A 14,733-nucleotide genomic window follows, 5' to 3' on the forward strand; every position below is an offset into this window, starting at 1 on the left:
TACATTAAGAAGGTATATCATTTTATTTAAAGCTATCTTTGCACCATGCCTTATACGAACAAAATACTGCAGTATATTACAGAAGGAGAGCATGTGGAACAGGATTTCAAATTTGAAATTTCTGATTCAAAAAAAATTGCGCGTTCACTTGCAGCCTTTGCCAACACGCAGGGCGGACGTTTGCTCGTCGGTGTAAAGGACAATGGAAATATCTCTGGTGTGCGCTCCGAAGAGGAGTTTTACATGATAGAGGCTGCTGCACATATGTATTGTAAGCCCCCAGTTCCCTTTCAGGCAAAAGAGTGGGACGTGAACGGGAAGACTGTACTGGAAATAAAAATCGCAAAAAGTGACTATAAACTCCACAAGGCACCTGATAACGACGGGAAGTTTAAAGTGTATGTTCGGGTAAACGATCAGAATTTGCTGGCAAATGCCATCTATATCAATGCACAAAAGCAGAAAAAGCGACCTGAAGGCAAGGCCTTTTTGTTGTCTGAACCTGTAAAAAAACTGCTCGATCTGCTCAATAATGAAGAAACCGTAACAGCCGGAAAGTTTAAACGTTTGGCTGAGATCAACTCCAGAACGGCCAACCGGATACTAACAGACCTTGTTGCCATGAACATTATCCGCATCCATTTTACGGATAAACTCACCTACTATTCACTGGTTCCTACATCAGAAAATGACAAGTAAGGTTTGATCCTTCCCAGTTTTACTGTATCCAGACCTTGTATCCTCATAAGCTCTTCAAAATTTTCAATCGGTTTTTTATCTCTTCGGTATTCATATATGGCTTTAGCCTGGTAAAAATTCAGATATGGATGGCCTTTCAGTTGATTGACAGACACTGTATTTGGATTTAGCCTTACCAACAACGTAGTGTCAATGGTAAGCTGATCCGAAATATTATGTACCACATCGGGTTTCAGGCCATAAACTTCTTTTAATTGATCCTGACTGTAAAAACCTCCCAGCCAACTCCGGTATTTCACGATACGCTCAGAAAGTACTGAGCCAATTCCGGGCAACATTTTCAGCAGAGCAGTATCAGCGCTGTTGAGTTCTATGACAATTTCAGGTTCCTTTTCAATACTCACATACTCAACCCGCTTTTCCTCTTTAGCCTTTACTTCAGTCACTTCCACTACTTTATCAGGTAAACTTTTCTCCTTTCTGCTGATCCGGATGAAAGGTTTCAATACCACGAGTTCACTGTCTGATATAGAATATATTCTTCCAAGATCTTTAGCTTCACGAAATGATCCACCGGAATTTCGGTAACGTGTAATATTAGTGATACTGATTGAACCAAATCCCAACCGTCGCATAGTTAATGAATCAGCTGTGTTCGGATCAAACACCGAAAGGGAATCTCTATTAAAATGATCCTCTGTGAGCCACACCTGCCTTAAAGAATCCATGTACATTGCATGTTTAAACGAATCTATTTTTGACTGGTAATAGGAATAGTCATATGGTTTATGGTTGACAAGTGTTGGCATAAATAACCTTGCAATCAGCAAAATCAGCAACAGGATGATGAGAATAATAATGCCGTTGCGTTCCCGGCGCGAGTAAAAAAACCAGTCTTTCCACATGTTCAGGTTGTTTAGTAATAACCAAAGTTAACAAAAAAACTCATTCTTGTTATCAAGGACTTTAATGCGAGTAAAAGCTTCATTCATCCCAGCACTTTCGCACCTACGGAGCTCTGATTTTTTATATCGATTTTTTCTACCATTCAGTCGGGACCAACGGCCCTCTTTTCAAATATCCGGTCTTTTTCTCCACATTAAATGCATTTACACAAAAACAGAAGCACACCGTAGGGTGTGCATGTATGGTAGAAAAATTGAGTGATTTAATTATTAGGAGCCCGATAAGGGCGAAAGAATAGTCAGATTTTTAATACAGCTTGTACTTGAAATATCATAGTCTGACTATGAATTTTCAAGGATAAATTACATTTCCCAATCAGGTATTTGTCTATTATGCACCTACGGCTGCCAATAGAATAGAATTAAACTTAGCTTCTTCAGAATCACTTCTGGAAGTCAGTACGATTGGCGCACTTGCACCCAGCACCACCGACGCCACCTTCGCATTTGAGAAAAATACCAAAGATTTATACAACACATTTCCCACCTCAATATCCGGGACAAGTAGTATATCACAATCGCCGGCCACATCACTTTTGATGCCTTTATGTTTGGCACTCTCGCTGCTTACTGCGTTATCAAACGCCAGTGGACCATCAATAATACATCCCATTATCTGATCCCTCTGATTCATTTTTGAAAGCAATGCAGCATCCAGAGTGGCAGACATTTTCTCGTCAACCACCTCAATGGCACCCAAAACGGCTACTTTAGGATTAGCTATCTGAAGTTTGTGCAGGTAACTAACGGAATTTTCCAGAATACCGATTTTCTCATTCAGGTTTGGTGATATGTTCATTGCAACATCCGTAATTGCAATTAGTTTATGGTAAGTGGGAACTTCAAATAAAGCAAAGTGCGACAGCAGCTTTCCGGTACGTAAACCCCATTCTTTATTCAATACCCCGCGCAATAAATCCGGTGTTTTAACATTACCCTTCATAAGTATGTCTGCCTGCTTGTTATGAACCAGACTAACGGATAACCGAATACCTTTCAATTTATCCGGTTCATGAATGATCTGCGTCCCTTTGATGGATATCTCATGTTCATAAGCTACTTTTTCAATTTTGTTCTGGTCACCAACCAGAACTGCATCAATAATATTTTTCTCCTGCGCAGCTATTACAGCACCTAAGGAATGTGGATCATCAGCAACAGCCAAAACAAGACGCTTGGTTGGCATATCGGCTTTTAACAATTTGTTGAGGTCAGACAGTTTTATTAGCATGGTAAATTTTTTAATAAAAATACAGCTTCTAAACAAAATGAAATATGATGAAGTTCATTCGGCTGTGTAACATGAGCATGTGTATTGATTAAAATTCCATGACAATTGACAGGTTTTTTTGCAGATTTTAAATTTTAACTTACATTTGCAGCACAATTAATTGAACATGATTACGAACACTTTACATCACGGTCATCATTTTTTCCTGCTTCAGCGGTAGGCCGTGATTCTAATGTGTAAAAATATTCAAAGGCTTATCGTTTACCGGTGAGCCTTTTTTATTTGCATATAACTAAATAACAAATGATACGAATTGCAGTACAAACAAAAGGTCGGCTACACGAAGAGTCGATGGAGTTATTAAAAGAAGTGGGTATTAAACTCACACCAGGGAAACGCCAGTTACTGTCTCCCGCAAAAAATTTCCCGTGCGAATTGTTGTTCCTGCGCGACGATGATATTCCGCAGTCGGTAGCAGATGGCGTGGCTGATATCGGGATAGTGGGTGAAAACGAATATCTGGAAAAAGAGCAGGATGCGGGAATCATCAAACGTTTGGGATTCAGCAAATGCCGTCTGTCGCTTGCCATTCCTAAAGGTGAAGATTATCAGGGCCCCGAATGGTTTAAGGGTAAAAAAATCGCTACGTCCTATCCGGTCATCCTGAAAAATTATCTGAAAGAACAGAACATCAGTGCTGAGATTCATGAGATTATGGGATCAGTGGAAATTGCTCCGGGAATTGGTCTGGCAGATGCCATATTTGATATTGTCAGTTCTGGGGGAACACTGGTCAGCAATGGACTTAAGGAAGTTGAGGTGGTTACGCCTTCGGAAGCCATCATCATCGGGAACAAAAGTCTGAGTGATGAGAAAAAAGCCATTATCGACGAGTTGATCTTCCGGATTGAATCGGTTCAAAGGGCTAATAACAAAAAATACATTTTATTGAATGCCCCCAATGAAAAGATCGATGCGATTATCGGGTTGCTTCCGGGCATGAAAAGCCCTACTATAATGCCACTGGCTGAAGAAGGTTGGAGCTCACTGCACTCGGTGATCGAAGAAAAACAATTCTGGGAAATTATTGGAAAGCTGAAGGCCCTTGGAGCACAAGGCATTCTGGTCATTCCGATTGAGAAAATGATAATGTAAATTTGTAACAAAAAACAATGGAAGTTTTACGATTCCCTGACCGAAAGGAATGGGATAAAATAACAACCCGGCCGGACAACGATAACAGCGGTGTTTTTGACTCGGTTCAATCCATACTCAACGAGGTAAAAGCAGGCGGTGATAAGGCTGTTCTCAAATTCGGGAAAAAATTTGACAGAGCCGACATTGAACATTTGCAGGTTACGGATGAGGAAATTGAAACAGCTTCAAAACTTGTAAGTGAAGACCTGAAGGATGCCATTAGACTGGCTGCTAAAAACATTGAAACATTCCATAAAACTCAGGTCTTTGAAGGGAAACCTGTTGAAACAGCTCCAGGTGTAACCTGCTGGCAAAAAAGTGTAGCCATTGAAAAAATAGGGTTATACATTCCCGGAGGGACTGCTCCACTTTTCAGCACTGTGTTAATGCTGGCTATTCCGGCTAAAATTGCAGGATGTAATGAGATTGTGCTTTGTACGCCTCCATCAAAAGATGGCAGTATTCATCCGGCTATTTTATGGACCGCTCACTTTGTTGGCGTAACTTCCATATTTAAAGCCGGTGGTGTTCAGGCCATTGGAGCCATGGCATACGGAACCGAATCCATCCCAAAGGTTTTCAAAATTTTTGGTCCGGGAAACCAGTTTGTGACAGCTGCCAAGCAATTGGTAAGTTTAAAAGAAGTTGCCATTGACATGCCGGCAGGACCTTCTGAAGTGGAAGTGATTGCAGATAAGAATTCCAATCCGGCATTTATCGTGTCCGATCTTCTTTCGCAGGCAGAACATGGTGAAACCAGCCAGGTCATCCTGGTGACAGACACAGAAGATTTGATTGCTCCGGTACTGTATGAACTTGAAAGTCAGCTTTCAAAATTACCACGTAAAGATATGGCCAGGAAAGCCATAGCCAACAGCAGGATGATCGTGGTAAAAAACACGGAAGAGATTATTGATATCACCAATCTTTATGCGCCGGAGCACCTGATCATACAAAGCAAAAATTACAGTGAAATTGCTGATAAAGTAATTAATGCCGGGTCTGTATTTCTGGGTCAGTATACCCCTGAAAGTGCCGGTGATTATGCATCAGGAACCAACCATACCCTGCCGACCAATGGCTACGCAAGGGCTTACAGTGGGGTAAACCTGGATAGTTTTACTAAAAAGATTACTTTCCAGGAAATCACAGTACAGGGATTAACGAATATTGGTCCGGCCATAGAGAAAATGGCTGAAGCCGAACAGCTGATGGCGCATAAAAATGCTGTCACACTACGATTAAAAGATATAGAAGATTCTGAAAAATGAGCCAGATTGATCTGAATAAACTGCTTAGAGCTAACATTAAGCAGTTAAAACCATATTCAAGCGCCCGCGATGAGTTTTCGGGAACAGCTTCGGTTTTTCTGGATGCGAATGAAAATCCGTATAATGAACCGTACAACCGTTATCCTGATCCGTTGCAACGGGAGTTGAAGTCTCGTATATCGCAAATCAAAGGTGTGGATGCCGCAAAGATTTTTCTTGGAAACGGCAGTGATGAACCCATTGACCTGCTTTTCAGGGCATTTTGTGAACCCGGCAAGGATAACATTGTGGCCATGGAACCGAGTTATGGCATGTATACCGTTGCAGCTGACATTAACAATATAAAAGTAAAACCGGCTTTACTCAACAGCGATTACAGTCTGAACACCGATACTGTTCTGAATGCTGTTGATGAACATACAAAACTGATCTTTTTGTGTTCCCCCAATAATCCAACAGCTAATCTGCTCAAAAAAGAGGCGATAGAACCGATTCTGGACCGCTTTAAAGGATTAGTGATCATTGATGAAGCTTATATTGATTTTGCACCTGAGGCAACATGGCTGAAGCAGCTGGATAAATATCCCAACCTTGTGGTTCTTCAGACTTTTTCGAAAGCATGGGGAATGGCTGCCATCCGTCTTGGAATGGCCTTTGCCGCAACTGAAATCATTCAGGTTCTGAATAAAATTAAATATCCTTATAACCTGAATATTCTCACGCAGCAGAAAGCCATGGAACTGCTGAAAGATGATGTCAAAAAAACAAATTGGGTGGATGCCATTTTAAAAGAAAGGGAACGTCTGAAAGGTGAACTGCTCAGCATTCCGTATGTTGAACAGATATATCCTTCGGATGCCAACTTTTTACTGGTGAAGGTTAAGGATGCTGATGGAATATACCATAAACTGATCGATAATTCGGTGATCGTTCGGAACCGCAGCCGTGTAAAATTATGTCAAGGTTCTCTTCGCATCACGGTTGGAACACCGGAAGAAAACATAAAATTAATCACAGCACTGACCGCATTAAACGCTTAAAAAATGAGCAAACAACGCATATTATTCATAGATCGCGACGGAACACTTGTAAAAGAACCTCCGGTTGATTATCAACTGGATGCTTTGGAAAAACTGGAGTTTTACCCGGGAGCTATCCGAAACATGCATTATATTGCAAAGCTTGATTTTAAACTTGTTCTTGTGAGCAATCAGGATGGACTTGGTACAGATTCTTTTCCGGAACATACATTTTGGCCAAGCCATAATATGATAATCAATACCTTTAAAAATGAAGGTGTTTATTTTGAAGCTGAGCATATTGACCCTTCCATGCCCGAAGATAATTCACCTGCCCGCAAACCCGGAACTGCGATGTTGACCGATTATATGAAGGGGAATTTTGATTTGGAAAACTCTTACGTAATCGGAGACAGACTAACAGATGTGCAGATGGCAAAAAATCTGGGATGTAATGCCATTTTATTATCCGATGCAATAACATCTGATGACCTGAAAACCAATGAACTGTCTGATGTTTGTGTGCTGCAAACCGGAAACTGGGATGATATTTACGCTTTTCTAAAAGCAGGGGAAAGAACTGCCGAAGTTCAACGCACAACAAAAGAAACAGATATTTATGTGCGGATCAACCTTGACGGTACTGGGAAATGCGATATTCAAACCGGTCTTGGCTTTTTTGACCACATGCTGGAACAGATTGGAAAACATTCCGGTTCGGATCTGACTATTAAAGTTAAAGGAGATCTTGAAGTGGATGAACACCACACCATTGAAGACACTGCACTGGCTCTTGGAGAAGCCATATATAAAGCCATTGGCGATAAGCGTGGCATTGAACGCTACGGCTATGCCCTGCCCATGGATGACTCATTCATAACGGTTGCACTGGATTTTGGTGGCCGGCCATGGCTGGTCTGGGATGCTGAATTCAAGCGCGAAAAAGTGGGTGATATGCCAACTGAAATGTTTCTGCACTTCTTTAAATCCTTCTCAGATGCTGCAAAATGCAACCTGTATATCAAAGCGGAAGGAGATAATGAACATCATAAAATTGAAGGCATTTTCAAAGCCCTGGCCCGCTCCATAAAAATGGCGGTAAAACGCGATGTCTTTAAATTTGAACTGCCTTCTACAAAAGGTGTGTTATAGACTTAATTGAGGGTTTCGTTTTGAATGAAGCTCTCTTTACATTTATAGCTCCAATTCATCCGGTGCATTTTTTCTGATCTTTGTTAAAAGATCATGTTTATTGATCCTTTCTTCTTCCAAATCAAAATCATCCTGTAAGCCTAACCAGAATTTTGCTGAATTTCCAAAATATGAACTGAATCGCAGGGCCGTATCAGCCGTAATGCGCCTCTTTCCTTTTATAATTTGAGATATTCTTGTCTGAGGTATTTCTGTATCCTTAGACAACTTATAGGCAGAAATTTCCATTGGAATCAAAAATTCTTCCAACAACACTTCTCCGGGATGTATATTACTTAATTTGTCCATTTTCAGATCTGTTAATGATAATCCAGTATTTCAACGTCATAAGCATTATTGCCTTCCCATTTAAAGATTATACGCCACTGATTATTGATTCTGATACTGAAGAACTCTTTTTTATCTCCCTTAAGTTTCTCGAGCCTGTTTGAAGGAGGAATTCTCAGATCATTAATATTCAATGAGTTATTAATCATCCTTAATTTTCTACGCCCGGTTTGTTGAATCTCTATTGGGATAGATTTTACTCTTTCTCCATCCCATATCTTTTCAGTAGTTTTTGATCCAAACGATATTATCATACTGACGCACTGTATTACTAACGCCAAAGATAAGTAAGTCTTTCGAAAATAGCAATTTTAAATGTATCATGGATTTTATTGGGGGTCAAACCCTCACCAAAACTATTTCTTCACCCTCGCATCTACAAAACTTTTGATAAAGATGATCATGGCGTATAGTGATGTTGCCATCATGATAACCACCCGAATCACACCAATCTGACTATCGCGGCCAATTGCACCTGTAAGCGGTTTAACAAGTGACACCAGTAACAAAAATGTTAGTGTGACCACGATATGTGCCACTACCCTGTTTCCTCCCTGCATTGGTTTAACCATTGCCAAGAGTACTACGCCAACAAACACAGGTATCAAAGCTGTAACGGAGGGAGTTTCGCTTCCAAAATACGACCACAAGCCTAAGGCTATAAGAACGATACTGTTAATCAAATTTGCCAAATATGGTTTCATCTTAATTATTTTAAAGTTTTTTCTGTCCTACTATAAACCATTTTTATCCGGAATCGTTTAAAATAAGAACCTTTTATTTTTAAAACATGGCAAACGATAAACAAAGCCGTAAATCATTTCTGAAGCGAATAGGACTGACACTGGGAGCAGCAGCTGTTGCGCCACTCGCTACTGCATCAGATATTGGTTATATGAAAGATGATAAGCTAAATGATGTACAGAAAGATTTTTTACAGACGTATGAAAAGTGGCTTGGTGAATTTCACGGGTTTGTAAAAAAACAAAAGGCTGACTTTACCAACCTTGAAAACAACAAAAAACTGATGGCCTTGTCGGCAGAAGCTGAAGAATGGAAAAAACAGCTTGAAGTTCATATGCTGGATGAACGGTTTTCGAGATATCACGAAAAAATTACAAGGAAAGTCACCGAGGAAATAGCTTAGTTAATTACGAGTTAAGAATTAAGAATTAAGAATTGGAACGATGTAATTCATAATTCCAAATTAATTTTTTATCCTTTGATGCTTACATCTTCAAGACCGTGTTTATCCAGAATTTTGATGTCCTTACCATCCAGTGATATCAATTTATCCTGTTCAAATTCCTTTAAAAGTTTTACGGTACTTTCCATCGTTATTCCGGCAAATTCAGCGATCTCTTTTCTGGTTAAATGATGAAACACATCTTCCGCCAGAAAATCTTCCTGTGCAAGATATAGCAACGTTGTTGCAAGCTTTCCAGGCATTTGTTTGTGTGTAATCGTCTTGATAATCTCCAGCAAATGGTTTTCCGTTCTGTAATTACGTGATACTATATTAAATGCAAAATCGCGGTTATCTTTCAGGATCTTCTTAAGGCCCTCTTTATCTATCATGCAAACTGCAGACTCTTTCAATGCCATGGCGGTATAATTGTAAACACTCTCCCCAAATACCGTTGAAAACGCAATGAAGTCACCGCCTTTCATCAGGCTGATGCTTTTAAATTTTCCTCTGCCCGTTTCCACAAAAACCTTCACCAGACCATCCAGCACATACAATACATACGGGGCAAACGCGCCCTGCTTGCATACAGTCTCACCACTGTTATACACAATCTGACGTTTCTTGGTGCTGATAAAATCGAGCTCATCCTCTGTCAGCATCATAAAACAACTGCTCTTGCTGAAAATAGAGTTCAGGTGGGGTACCTGGTGTTCTTCCATCGCATTTTATTTAAAATACGAAGATACAAAAAACCACAAAATATTAAGAGTCTTGTTTTAGACAGCATTAGCGAGGGTTTCGTTTTAAATGAAGCCCTAGTTTATGCAAATTTACTTTCTGTTTTCCTGAATTTTCAGAAGTCCGTTATAAATGGATTTTGCAATTTGTGTTTGGTAATCGGGATCCGAAAACGTTGTTACATCCAGATCATCAACTGAAAGATCAATAGAATATAATGCAGAAGGACATTCACTATGCTTGAGCACATAAAATGGCCCGCTTATAATTTTATTAGTTTCCTTGTTCAAAGATTCTGAAAGCAAGTCTTCACAACAGGAAAACGATTCTGAAGAATACTTACCATCATTAAAATAGGATATAAAATCGTTGACTCCTTTCGAAATATTATCCTGGCAATGAATGCTCAGGAAAAAGTCAGGATGATTTTCAGTTGAGATATCCACCCGTTCTTGTAACTTCAAAAATTCATCGTCTGTTTTAGTGAGTATAATTTTAATATTATCGTCATTATTTAAACTCAAGGAATACAGAAGCTTACTCACACTCAAATTAATATCCTTTTCCTGTATGCCATTCAATACAGCTCCGGGATCTTTCCCTCCATGACCGGAATCAATTACAACTACGAAAGGTTCACGTTCTGCACCCAGATCGAAGGAGGTTAAAATAAAAAAGGAAACAGACAATGACAATGCAAAAAGAAGAGTAACCCATCTTCTGAATTTTGCAGGACTTTTTCGGTTTACCATACGTATTCTGTTTTTAGTTTGCGTAAAATTAAATCCACTGACCAATTGATAGCTTTGCTTTTTTATTGAACTATTAATCAGACAATTAAAATATTTCTCTCTATCCGTTCCCGATTTCACAACACCATCATCTGCCAGATATTCATGGTTCAACACCATTATTCTTTTAAATACCCAAATCAACGGATTGAACCAGAACGTACATTTTATCAGTTCCACCAAAATGATATCCAAAGAATGAAACTGTTTTATATGGACCCTCTCATGTTGAATCAATATAGAAGCCGATGCATCATTTTTTAAATCATGGCTGCTTATAAACAGATAATTCAAAAAACTATAAGGTTTAATCCGCTTCTCTTTTACTATCATTTTCAATCCGTCAATTTTTACCCGCCCATGTCTGGTACTAAAAAGGATCAACATAAGGTTGAAAACAAAACGGATCAAAAAGACTGAAGCAACAAGAAAATATCCGAATAATATTTTTTGCCGTTTTGAAAATTTGATATTCTCTGGCTCCCCAAACATAATCTCCTCATTTTGTACAAAATCCTTCTGTACAAAACTTTTTTCTGTTCTTCTTAGACCAAGATCTTTAATTACGGAAGGCATATTATTTACCTTAATATTCATTGTTGGAACAATTAAGCTTAGCACCAATGCTGTTAACAAGAAGAACCTGATGAAAATAAAATTCTTAAGGGATTTAAGTAAGGTGTAATAAAGCAGAATCGCAATTCCTAAACCTATGGTGGATTTTAAAATATATTCAACCATATCATTGGTTTTTTTGGGAAATTTGTGACTTAACCAGTTCTTTCAGCTCTTCCAGTTCTTCAACACTGAGGTCACTGTTTTTTGTAAAAAAGGATGCAAACTGCGTTGCTGAATCATTAAAAAAGAGAGAGATGATACTTTTCAAATATCCTGAAAAATAGTCCTTTTTCTGTAGGATTGGAAAATACAATTTATCCCTTCCAAGTTTCTTGAATCCGATGTATTTTTTGGAGCACATTCTGTTCAACTGTGTTGAGATGGTAGTATACGCCGGCTTTGGTTCAGGAAACTTTTCAACGATATCTTTCATAAATCCTTCTTCTATCTCCCAGAGATATCCCATAATCTGAAGTTCGGACTTATTAAGCTGCCTTATAACCATAAATGTAGTTTTAATACTACAAATGTAGTAATTAATTTTATTTATGCAAATATTTTAATGTTTTAGCGAGGGCTTCGCTTAAAGCGAAACCCTCGCTACCACCCTCGCTAAAAATTGCTTTGTAAAATTTCAATTTTTGGATTGTAATACTTCAATGGCTTTTTCTTTACCGGAATTTGGTAGCGCCGTACTTTTGTTGCATAGAAATTTAGTGAATGAAACGCATCGCAATTCCAATACAAGACAACAGGCTGAGTTCCAAATACGGAACATGCGATTTTCTGACTGTCTATGCAACGGAAGGCAGAAAAGTTGTTGGAAAGGAAACATTACTTCCTGTAACCGGATCAACCGAGGAAATTGCAACTCAACTGAATGCAATGGGTATTGGTATTGTGATCACAAACTTCATAGAGCCGGGCATCATAGGATATTTGGCTCAGCACAAAATTCAGGTTTTTATTGGGGTTAAAAACAGCGATCCGGATGTGCTTGTCCGTCAATATTTAGACGGACAGCTCACCTCGGATCAAAAAGTAATGCATTTGTATAACAATTAAACATAAAGTAAAATGAAGTATTTAAGAACTGGCTTACATGAGTTTGAGACAGCTGCAGAATTGCAGAAGTTTATTCAGGAAAATGAAAACGTAATGGTTTGTACAGGCCGTATGGGTCCTATGTGTATTCCTGTTTACGGAATCATGGAAGAACTGGAAGAAGAAGAGAAATACAGCCATGTTAAATTTGCTGTAATGGCATTTGACAGCCCTGAAGCACACATCGTTCGTAACGATCCCAAATGTGCAGGTTTTATGGGATTGCCTTTTACCATGTATTACAAAAACGGAGAAACAGCACACGCTACATCAAGCATCCAGAGTATGGATATGGTGACTTCAATTCTTGACAGAGAATTCGCCGCTGCTAATGTAGAAAAATAAGACCCAGGTCAAATGATTATTTGGTTCATGCTTTCATGCGTGAACCAAATTCATTTATCCCAATTTTCTTGCTTAATAAATAATTTTACCATGAACGAAGAATTATATGATGTAATCATTTTAGGGGCCGGACCGGCAGGACTCTCCGCCGGAATTTATGCTTCACGGAGTAAGCTTAAAACACTGATTTTGAATGAAGGAGCGATTGGAGGGCAGGTTACGCTTACAGAGGAGATTGCAAACTATCCGGGTGTTGAAACCACACACGGATACATGCTGGTGAATACCATGAAGAACCAGGCCAAATCGTTCGGATGTAAAATCAAAGCCAACCTGTCAGTTACCGGTTACCGGTTGAACCAAAATATCAAAGAGATTGAGGTGAACGGAAAAGAAGTATATAAGGCAAAATCGGTAATCATAGCTGCTGGTGGTAAACCCCGCCCATTGGGTATACCGGGTGAAGCCGAATTGAAAGGCCGCGGCGTATCCTATTGTGCCACCTGCGATGGTGACTTTTTTACAGGAAAGGAACTGGTAGTGGTAGGCGGAGGAAACTCTGCGCTGGAAGAGGCTGTGGCACTGACGAATTATGCCACAAAGGTGACTATCGTTCATCAGTTCGATCATTTTCAGGCTTTTGAACATGCAGTGAATGAGGCCAAAAATAATCCAAAGATTGCCTTCGTAATGGAAAGTGAATTACGCAAAATCAGCGGAACAGATGGCGTGGAATCTGTGGTAATTGAAAACCTGAAAAGCGGCGAACAAACCGAACTAAAAACAGACGGTGTGTTTGTGTTCATCGGCTATGTGCCGAACACTGATAATATCAAACACCTGGTTAAAACAAACGACCGGGGAGAAATTCTGGCTGATGCCGATATGAAAACTAATATTCCCGGTGTGTTTGCAGCTGGTGATTCCATTCAAAAAAGATACAGACAGGTAACCACTGCCGTAGCAGATGGTACCATTGCAGCACTTTCAACATCAGATTACGTGCGCAGTGTATTCGTTGAAAAAGAAGAAGAAATTGCCATTAGTGCAGTATAAAATATAACATCCGGTTTCGTAATACAGCCAATTACAAACCAGTTTTTGTTATAGTAGCGATTGTTAGAGGTTAGATAATTAAGGGTTTCGCATATGCGGGGCCCTTAATTTGTTTTTGGTGGGAGCGCGACACAAATCTAGAAAACAATAGTTTTAAATCCTCCGTCTCCCGACGCTTTGGTCGGGATCCACCTCCTTTCAGGCAAGGAGGACAGTCATCCACTAATTAAAGGTTTCAAAGTCCCCCTTAGAAAAAGGGGGTGTCATGACTGCAATGTCATGACAGGGGATTTTTTACCATTTAAAACTTTAACATCAAACTCTACCGATATTATGTCCCTCCGGAACAATGTCGTAGCGAGGGCTTCGCTTTGAGCGAAACCCTCGCTAACTATTAAAGAAATTCACTATTTTAGTCAAACTAAATGCTGGTTATGGCTGAAAGACTTAAACGGGAATTTTACATACGTAATGTGCTTAAGGTAGCTCCGAATCTGCTGGGAAAAACCATTGCTGTAAATCATGGCGATGAAATTTTGCGCTATAAAATTACTGAAGTTGAGGCCTATAACGGATTCGAAGACAAAGCCTGCCATGCTTCCAAGGGCCGTACCAAGCGCACCGAAATCATGTTTCACGAAGGTGGCCATGTATACATGTACCTTATCTATGGCATGTACTGGATGCTGAATATTGTAACCGGACCAAAAGATATTCCGCAGGCTGTTCTGATCCGCGGTATTGAAGGGTTCGATGGTCCCGGGAAAGCAGGAAAAGCACTTGGACTGGACAAATCATTTTACGGCGAAGATCTGACTACTTCCAACCGTATCTGGATCGAAGATGCTCCGGTGATTTCTGATCTTGTCACCACACCACGCATTGGTATTGACTATGCCGGCGAGCCCTGGATAAGTAAACACTGGCGATGGAAAATGTTATAATTTCGAGTTACGAATGAGGAATTAGGA

At 39.7% G+C, this 14,733-nt stretch carries 18 protein-coding genes; 10 read left to right on the forward strand and 8 right to left on the reverse strand.

Features of this window, described 5'->3' with window-relative positions; all coding sequences use genetic code 11:
* Positions 1-45: 45 nt before the first annotated feature.
* The gene (locus tag ACE1ET_RS07470; protein WP_375727754.1) at positions 46-699 is read left to right on the forward strand and encodes an AlbA family DNA-binding domain-containing protein; all 654 of its coding nucleotides are present in this window, start codon (positions 46-48) and stop codon (positions 697-699) included.
* On the opposite strand, the gene ACE1ET_RS07475 is transcribed toward ACE1ET_RS07470, so the two are convergent.
* Both ACE1ET_RS07475 and ACE1ET_RS07480 read right to left on the reverse strand, forming a co-directional pair.
* Positions 663-1,604, reverse strand: a complete 942-nt coding sequence (locus ACE1ET_RS07475) for a helix-hairpin-helix domain-containing protein (protein WP_375727755.1) — start codon at positions 1,602-1,604, stop codon at positions 663-665. The genes ACE1ET_RS07470 and ACE1ET_RS07475 overlap by 37 nt on opposite strands.
* A 391-nt stretch (positions 1,605-1,995) precedes the next feature.
* Positions 1,996-2,895 carry a bifunctional enoyl-CoA hydratase/phosphate acetyltransferase gene (locus tag ACE1ET_RS07480; RefSeq protein ID WP_375727756.1) on the reverse strand — a complete coding sequence of 300 codons (900 nt, stop codon included), beginning with the start codon at positions 2,893-2,895 and terminating at the stop codon, positions 1,996-1,998.
* A gap of 303 nt (positions 2,896-3,198) precedes the next feature.
* Here ACE1ET_RS07480 and hisG point away from each other — a divergent pair, with 303 nt between their 5' ends.
* The 4 genes from hisG to hisB are packed head-to-tail and all read left to right on the forward strand — an operon-like array spanning position 3,199 to position 7,534.
* On the forward strand, positions 3,199-4,050 hold the full coding sequence (gene hisG / locus ACE1ET_RS07485; RefSeq protein ID WP_375727757.1) for an ATP phosphoribosyltransferase: 852 nt from the start codon (positions 3,199-3,201) through the stop codon (positions 4,048-4,050).
* 17 nt (positions 4,051-4,067) lie between these two features.
* Positions 4,068-5,363, forward strand: coding sequence for a histidinol dehydrogenase (gene hisD, locus ACE1ET_RS07490; RefSeq protein ID WP_375727758.1), 1,296 nt, complete (start codon positions 4,068-4,070; stop codon positions 5,361-5,363).
* Positions 5,360-6,403, forward strand: coding sequence for a histidinol-phosphate transaminase (gene hisC, locus ACE1ET_RS07495; protein WP_375727759.1), 1,044 nt, complete (start codon positions 5,360-5,362; stop codon positions 6,401-6,403). The genes hisD and hisC overlap by 4 nt, the downstream gene beginning before the upstream one ends.
* A gap of 3 nt (positions 6,404-6,406) precedes the next feature.
* The gene (hisB, locus tag ACE1ET_RS07500) at positions 6,407-7,534 is read left to right on the forward strand and encodes a bifunctional histidinol-phosphatase/imidazoleglycerol-phosphate dehydratase HisB (protein ID WP_375727760.1); all 1,128 of its coding nucleotides are present in this window, start codon (positions 6,407-6,409) and stop codon (positions 7,532-7,534) included.
* 42 nt (positions 7,535-7,576) lie between these two features.
* On the opposite strand, the gene ACE1ET_RS07505 is transcribed toward hisB, so the two are convergent.
* The 3 genes from ACE1ET_RS07505 to ACE1ET_RS07515 all read right to left on the reverse strand — a co-directional run bounded on the left by ACE1ET_RS07505 (position 7,577) and on the right by ACE1ET_RS07515 (position 8,625).
* Positions 7,577-7,882: a HigA family addiction module antitoxin gene (locus ACE1ET_RS07505; RefSeq protein ID WP_375727761.1), complete on the reverse strand. Its 306-nt coding sequence runs from the start codon at positions 7,880-7,882 to the stop codon at positions 7,577-7,579.
* An 11-nt stretch (positions 7,883-7,893) separates the two neighbouring features.
* Positions 7,894-8,175, reverse strand: a complete 282-nt coding sequence (locus tag ACE1ET_RS07510) for a type II toxin-antitoxin system RelE/ParE family toxin (RefSeq protein WP_375727762.1) — start codon at positions 8,173-8,175, stop codon at positions 7,894-7,896.
* Positions 8,176-8,277: 102 nt separating this feature from the next.
* The gene (locus ACE1ET_RS07515) at positions 8,278-8,625 is read right to left on the reverse strand and encodes a hypothetical protein (protein ID WP_375727763.1); all 348 of its coding nucleotides are present in this window, start codon (positions 8,623-8,625) and stop codon (positions 8,278-8,280) included.
* 86 nt (positions 8,626-8,711) lie between these two features.
* On the opposite strand from ACE1ET_RS07515, the gene ACE1ET_RS07520 reads away from it, so the two are divergent.
* On the forward strand, positions 8,712-9,068 hold the full coding sequence (locus tag ACE1ET_RS07520) for a hypothetical protein (protein ID WP_375727764.1): 357 nt from the start codon (positions 8,712-8,714) through the stop codon (positions 9,066-9,068).
* A gap of 68 nt (positions 9,069-9,136) precedes the next feature.
* Here the strand turns inward: ACE1ET_RS07520 and ACE1ET_RS07525 are convergent, their stop codons facing one another.
* The 3 genes from ACE1ET_RS07525 to ACE1ET_RS07535 form a co-directional block, all read right to left on the reverse strand.
* A complete protein-coding gene (locus tag ACE1ET_RS07525) occupies positions 9,137-9,829 on the reverse strand; it encodes a Crp/Fnr family transcriptional regulator (RefSeq protein WP_375727765.1) in 693 nt (230 codons plus the stop codon).
* A 111-nt stretch (positions 9,830-9,940) separates the two neighbouring features.
* Positions 9,941-11,380 (reverse strand): N-acetylmuramoyl-L-alanine amidase, encoded by a 1,440-nt coding sequence (locus tag ACE1ET_RS07530; protein WP_375727766.1) that lies wholly within the window; start codon positions 11,378-11,380, stop codon positions 9,941-9,943.
* A gap of 1 nt (position 11,381) precedes the next feature.
* A complete protein-coding gene (locus ACE1ET_RS07535; protein ID WP_375727767.1) occupies positions 11,382-11,762 on the reverse strand; it encodes a BlaI/MecI/CopY family transcriptional regulator in 381 nt (126 codons plus the stop codon).
* Positions 11,763-11,977: 215 nt separating this feature from the next.
* On the opposite strand from ACE1ET_RS07535, the gene ACE1ET_RS07540 reads away from it, so the two are divergent.
* From ACE1ET_RS07540 to ACE1ET_RS07555, 4 genes are all read left to right on the forward strand, one after another.
* Complete coding sequence (locus ACE1ET_RS07540; protein WP_375727768.1) at positions 11,978-12,322, forward strand: NifB/NifX family molybdenum-iron cluster-binding protein; 345 nt, start codon at positions 11,978-11,980, stop codon at positions 12,320-12,322.
* A 12-nt stretch (positions 12,323-12,334) separates the two neighbouring features.
* The gene (locus ACE1ET_RS07545; protein WP_375727769.1) at positions 12,335-12,706 is read left to right on the forward strand and encodes a thioredoxin; all 372 of its coding nucleotides are present in this window, start codon (positions 12,335-12,337) and stop codon (positions 12,704-12,706) included.
* A 90-nt stretch (positions 12,707-12,796) separates the two neighbouring features.
* Complete coding sequence (gene trxB / locus ACE1ET_RS07550) at positions 12,797-13,762, forward strand: thioredoxin-disulfide reductase (RefSeq protein WP_375727770.1); 966 nt, start codon at positions 12,797-12,799, stop codon at positions 13,760-13,762.
* A gap of 434 nt (positions 13,763-14,196) precedes the next feature.
* Positions 14,197-14,706, forward strand: coding sequence for a DNA-3-methyladenine glycosylase (locus ACE1ET_RS07555; RefSeq protein WP_375727771.1), 510 nt, complete (start codon positions 14,197-14,199; stop codon positions 14,704-14,706).
* Positions 14,707-14,733 lie beyond the last annotated feature (27 nt).

Source organism: Quyinboa mangrovi (genome assembly GCF_042219825.1).
Lineage (GTDB): Bacteria > Bacteroidota > Bacteroidia > Bacteroidales > UBA5342 > JBHJHP01.

What these genes read in the sequence shown, in the direction of transcription:
- ACE1ET_RS07470 (WP_375727754.1), top strand. Translation starts at nt 46, where the DNA reads ATGCCTTATACGAACAAAATACTGCAGTATATTACAGAAGGAGAGCAT.
- ACE1ET_RS07475 (WP_375727755.1), bottom strand. Translation starts at nt 1,604, where the DNA reads ATGTGGAAAGACTGGTTTTTTTACTCGCGCCGGGAACGCAACGGCATT.
- ACE1ET_RS07480 (WP_375727756.1), bottom strand. Translation starts at nt 2,895, where the DNA reads ATGCTAATAAAACTGTCTGACCTCAACAAATTGTTAAAAGCCGATATG.
- hisG (WP_375727757.1), top strand. Translation starts at nt 3,199, where the DNA reads ATGATACGAATTGCAGTACAAACAAAAGGTCGGCTACACGAAGAGTCG.
- hisD (WP_375727758.1), top strand. Translation starts at nt 4,068, where the DNA reads ATGGAAGTTTTACGATTCCCTGACCGAAAGGAATGGGATAAAATAACA.
- hisC (WP_375727759.1), top strand. Translation starts at nt 5,360, where the DNA reads ATGAGCCAGATTGATCTGAATAAACTGCTTAGAGCTAACATTAAGCAG.
- hisB (WP_375727760.1), top strand. Translation starts at nt 6,407, where the DNA reads ATGAGCAAACAACGCATATTATTCATAGATCGCGACGGAACACTTGTA.
- ACE1ET_RS07505 (WP_375727761.1), bottom strand. Translation starts at nt 7,882, where the DNA reads ATGGACAAATTAAGTAATATACATCCCGGAGAAGTGTTGTTGGAAGAA.
- ACE1ET_RS07510 (WP_375727762.1), bottom strand. Translation starts at nt 8,175, where the DNA reads ATGATAATATCGTTTGGATCAAAAACTACTGAAAAGATATGGGATGGA.
- ACE1ET_RS07515 (WP_375727763.1), bottom strand. Translation starts at nt 8,625, where the DNA reads ATGAAACCATATTTGGCAAATTTGATTAACAGTATCGTTCTTATAGCC.
- ACE1ET_RS07520 (WP_375727764.1), top strand. Translation starts at nt 8,712, where the DNA reads ATGGCAAACGATAAACAAAGCCGTAAATCATTTCTGAAGCGAATAGGA.
- ACE1ET_RS07525 (WP_375727765.1), bottom strand. Translation starts at nt 9,829, where the DNA reads ATGGAAGAACACCAGGTACCCCACCTGAACTCTATTTTCAGCAAGAGC.
- ACE1ET_RS07530 (WP_375727766.1), bottom strand. Translation starts at nt 11,380, where the DNA reads ATGGTTGAATATATTTTAAAATCCACCATAGGTTTAGGAATTGCGATT.
- ACE1ET_RS07535 (WP_375727767.1), bottom strand. Translation starts at nt 11,762, where the DNA reads ATGGTTATAAGGCAGCTTAATAAGTCCGAACTTCAGATTATGGGATAT.
- ACE1ET_RS07540 (WP_375727768.1), top strand. Translation starts at nt 11,978, where the DNA reads ATGAAACGCATCGCAATTCCAATACAAGACAACAGGCTGAGTTCCAAA.
- ACE1ET_RS07545 (WP_375727769.1), top strand. Translation starts at nt 12,335, where the DNA reads ATGAAGTATTTAAGAACTGGCTTACATGAGTTTGAGACAGCTGCAGAA.
- trxB (WP_375727770.1), top strand. Translation starts at nt 12,797, where the DNA reads ATGAACGAAGAATTATATGATGTAATCATTTTAGGGGCCGGACCGGCA.
- ACE1ET_RS07555 (WP_375727771.1), top strand. Translation starts at nt 14,197, where the DNA reads ATGGCTGAAAGACTTAAACGGGAATTTTACATACGTAATGTGCTTAAG.